Source organism: Streptomyces kebangsaanensis (assembly GCF_001906585.1).
GTDB lineage: Bacteria > Actinomycetota > Actinomycetes > Streptomycetales > Streptomycetaceae > Streptomyces > Streptomyces kebangsaanensis.
In genome coordinates this window covers 6141-8981 of the sequence record NZ_JUJA01000065.1, presented here as the reverse complement: position 1 = coordinate 8981, position 2841 = coordinate 6141, and the positions used below count along the sequence as shown (strand labels likewise).

2 protein-coding genes and 1 pseudogene are annotated in these 2841 nt (G+C 72.4%); 1 reads left to right on the top strand and 2 read right to left on the bottom strand.

Features of this window, described 5'->3' with window-relative positions; all coding sequences use genetic code 11:
- Positions 1 to 223: 223 nt before the first annotated feature.
- Both RH94_RS09280 and RH94_RS09275 read right to left on the bottom strand, forming a co-directional pair.
- Positions 224 to 883, bottom strand: a complete 660-nt coding sequence (locus RH94_RS09280; RefSeq protein ID WP_043378652.1) for a helix-turn-helix transcriptional regulator — start codon at positions 881 to 883, stop codon at positions 224 to 226.
- Between the two features lie 330 nt (positions 884 to 1213).
- On the bottom strand, positions 1214 to 1888 hold the full coding sequence (locus tag RH94_RS09275; protein ID WP_073947149.1) for a DUF3000 domain-containing protein: 675 nt from the start codon (positions 1886 to 1888) through the stop codon (positions 1214 to 1216).
- 124 nt (positions 1889 to 2012) lie between these two features.
- Between RH94_RS09275 and hemE the strand changes: the two are divergent.
- Positions 2013 to 2841, top strand: a pseudogene (gene hemE, locus RH94_RS09270) (uroporphyrinogen decarboxylase); the annotation flags it as partial.

Below are 2841 nucleotides of genomic sequence, written 5' to 3'. Positions count from 1 at the left end.
GGGCGCCGGGGGGTCGTAAACCGGTCAGGTCGATGTCACGGCCGGTTCACGACCGGCACGGGGAACACGGCCAGGGCTCGGGGGACAGGGCGAGGCAGGGAAGGGACAGGAGGAGGACAGACGGGCGGCAGGGAGGGGGCAGGAGGGGAGAGGAGGGCGGAAGGGGGGAGGGGGGAAGGGGAACGGGGAGTGGTACGTCCGGTGGACGGGCAGCGGTGAGGGGTCAGTGGATGATGCCGGTCCGCAGGGCCACGGCGACCATGCCGGCCCGGTCACCGGTGCCGAGCTTGCGGGCGATGCGGGCGAGGTGGCTCTTGACGGTCAGCGCGGACAGGCCCATCGAGACGCCGATCGCCTTGTTCGACTGGCCCTCCGCAACCAGTCGCAGCACCTCGACCTCGCGACCGGACAGCTCGCGGTAGCCGCCCGGGTGGCTCGGGGCACCCGGGGGGCGGCGGTGCAGACGGGCGGCGGCGCCGATGGGGGCGGCACCCGGCCGGGTGGGGAGCCCGACGTTGGTGCGGGTGCCGGTGACGACGTAGCCCTTGACGCCCCCGGCGAGGGCGTTGCGGACGGCGCCGATGTCGTCGGCGGCGGACAGGGCCAGGCCGTTGGGCCATCCGGCGGCGCGGGTCTCGGACAGCAGGGTGAGCCCCGAGCCGTCGGGCAGGTGGACGTCGGCGACGCAGATGTCACGCGGATTGCCGATGCGGGGACGGGCCTCCGCGACGGACGACGCCTCGATGACGTCACGGACTCCGAGCGCCCACAGATGACGGGTGACGGTGGAACGGACGCGCGGGTCGGCCACGACGACCATGGCGGTCGGCTTGTTCGGGCGGTAGGCGACCAGGCTTGCGGGCTGCTCGAGGAGAACGGACACCAGGCCTCCTGGGGGTGGGGGGGACGGGACCGGCTTGTGGGGATCAGGCCGGGGAACCGTGCTTGCAAGGTCACAGTCGTCTTCGGCATCAAACCCGGTGTCCTTTAGAGAATGATCACGATCTGGTGACTTTCGATGCGGTCAAATCGGACGAATTGGCGATCGCCCGAAGGTCGAATCGGTTCGCTTTGGGCTGTTCAGGGTCGGTGCGTGCTCGAAAGTGGTCGTATCGACAAAGACACGGCAAGGGGTCGGCGAGGTACCCGAACGGGTGTACGTGCGCGTGCGGGACCGGCCGCGCCGTGCTCACGGGCCGCGCCGTGACCGGCCTCAGTGCGACTGCGGGCCGCGCCGCTGCGGCAGCGTCACCACCGACGCGTCGCCCGGCCCGGCCGGCGGCAGCCCGGCCACCTGCGCCAGCAGATCGCACCAGGAGGCGAGGTGGGCGGCGGTGTCCGGCACCCCGCCCAGACCCTCCCGGGGCGACCAGGAGGCGCGGATCTCGATCTGCGAGGCGGCGGGACGCGCCGACAGCCCGCCGAAGTAGTGCGAACTCGCCCGCGTGACGGTGCCGCTCGGCTCGCCGTACGCCAGCCCGCGCGCCTGCAGCGCCCCGGTCAGCCAGGACCAGCACACCTCCGGCAGCAGCGGGTCGGCGGCCATCTCCGGCTCCAGCTCCGCGCGCACCAGTGTCACCAGCCGGAACGTGCCCCGCCAGGCGTCGTGCCCGGCCGGGTCGTGCAGCAGCACCAGCCGGCCGTCGGCGAGTTCCTGCTCGTCGTCGACGACCGCCGCCTCCAGCGCGTACGTGAACGGGGCGAGCCGCTGTGGCGGGGGCACCTGCTCCACCTCCACCTGCGGTCGCAGCCGCGCGGTCCTCAGGGCGTCGACCGCGGCCCGGAAGGGCAACGGAGCCTGAGCCGCCCTGCTCTCATTCCCCTGTCCCTCCTTCGCGTCGTCCATTCCGCCAGCGCCGTCCGACAGTCGTCCCTGAGCCGCAGCCATGCCGGGAAGATTAAGGGGAACCGGGCCTTCGCGCAGAGCATGACACCCCGCCGTCCGCGGCGGCGCCGCCCGGGGGCCGCATACCGGGGTCTTCGTCCTGTTGGGGGCATGCGAGACTGGCCGTGTGAGTGCCAACGACACGCCCGCAAGCCGGCAGCCGCAGACAGCCACCTACGACTCCGCCTTCCTCAAGGCGTGCAGGCGCGAACCCGTGCCGCATACCCCCGTGTGGTTCATGCGGCAGGCCGGGCGCTCCCTGCCGGAGTACCGCAAGGTGCGCGAGGGCATCCCGATGCTCGAGTCCTGCATGCGCCCCGAGCTGGTCACCGAGATCACCCTGCAGCCGGTCCGCCGCCACAACGTCGACGCGGCGATCTACTTCAGCGACATCGTCGTGCCCCTGAAGGCCATCGGCATCGACCTCGACATCAAGCCCGGCATCGGCCCGGTCGTCGAGCAGCCGGTGCGCACCCGCGCGGACCTCCAGCGGCTGCGGGACCTGACCCCCGAGGACGTCTCCTACGTCACCGAGGCGATCGGCATGCTCGTCGACGAGCTCGGCCCGACCCCGCTGATCGGCTTCGCCGGCGCGCCGTTCACCCTGGCGAGCTACCTCATCGAGGGCGGCCCGTCGCGGACGTACGAGAACGCCAAGGCGATGATGTACGGCGACCCCGAGCTCTGGGCCGACCTGCTGGACCGCCTCGGCGAGATCACGGCCGCCTTCCTGAAGGTGCAGATCGAGGCGGGCGCGAGCGCCGTGCAGCTCTTCGACTCCTGGGCCGGCGCGCTGTCCCCCGCCGACTACCGCCGCTCGGTGCTGCCCCACTCCGCGAAGGTCCTCCAGGCCGTCGCCGGCTACGGCGTCCCGCGCATCCACTTCGGCGTCGGCACCGGCGAACTGCTCGGCCTGATGGGCGAGGCGGGCGCGGACGTCGTCGGCGTCGACTGGC

Excerpts from the sequence above, each read along its gene's own strand:
- RH94_RS09275 (WP_073947149.1), bottom strand. The coding sequence starts at position 1,888 with ATGGCTGCGGCTCAGGGACGACTGTCGGACGGCGCTGGCGGAATGGAC.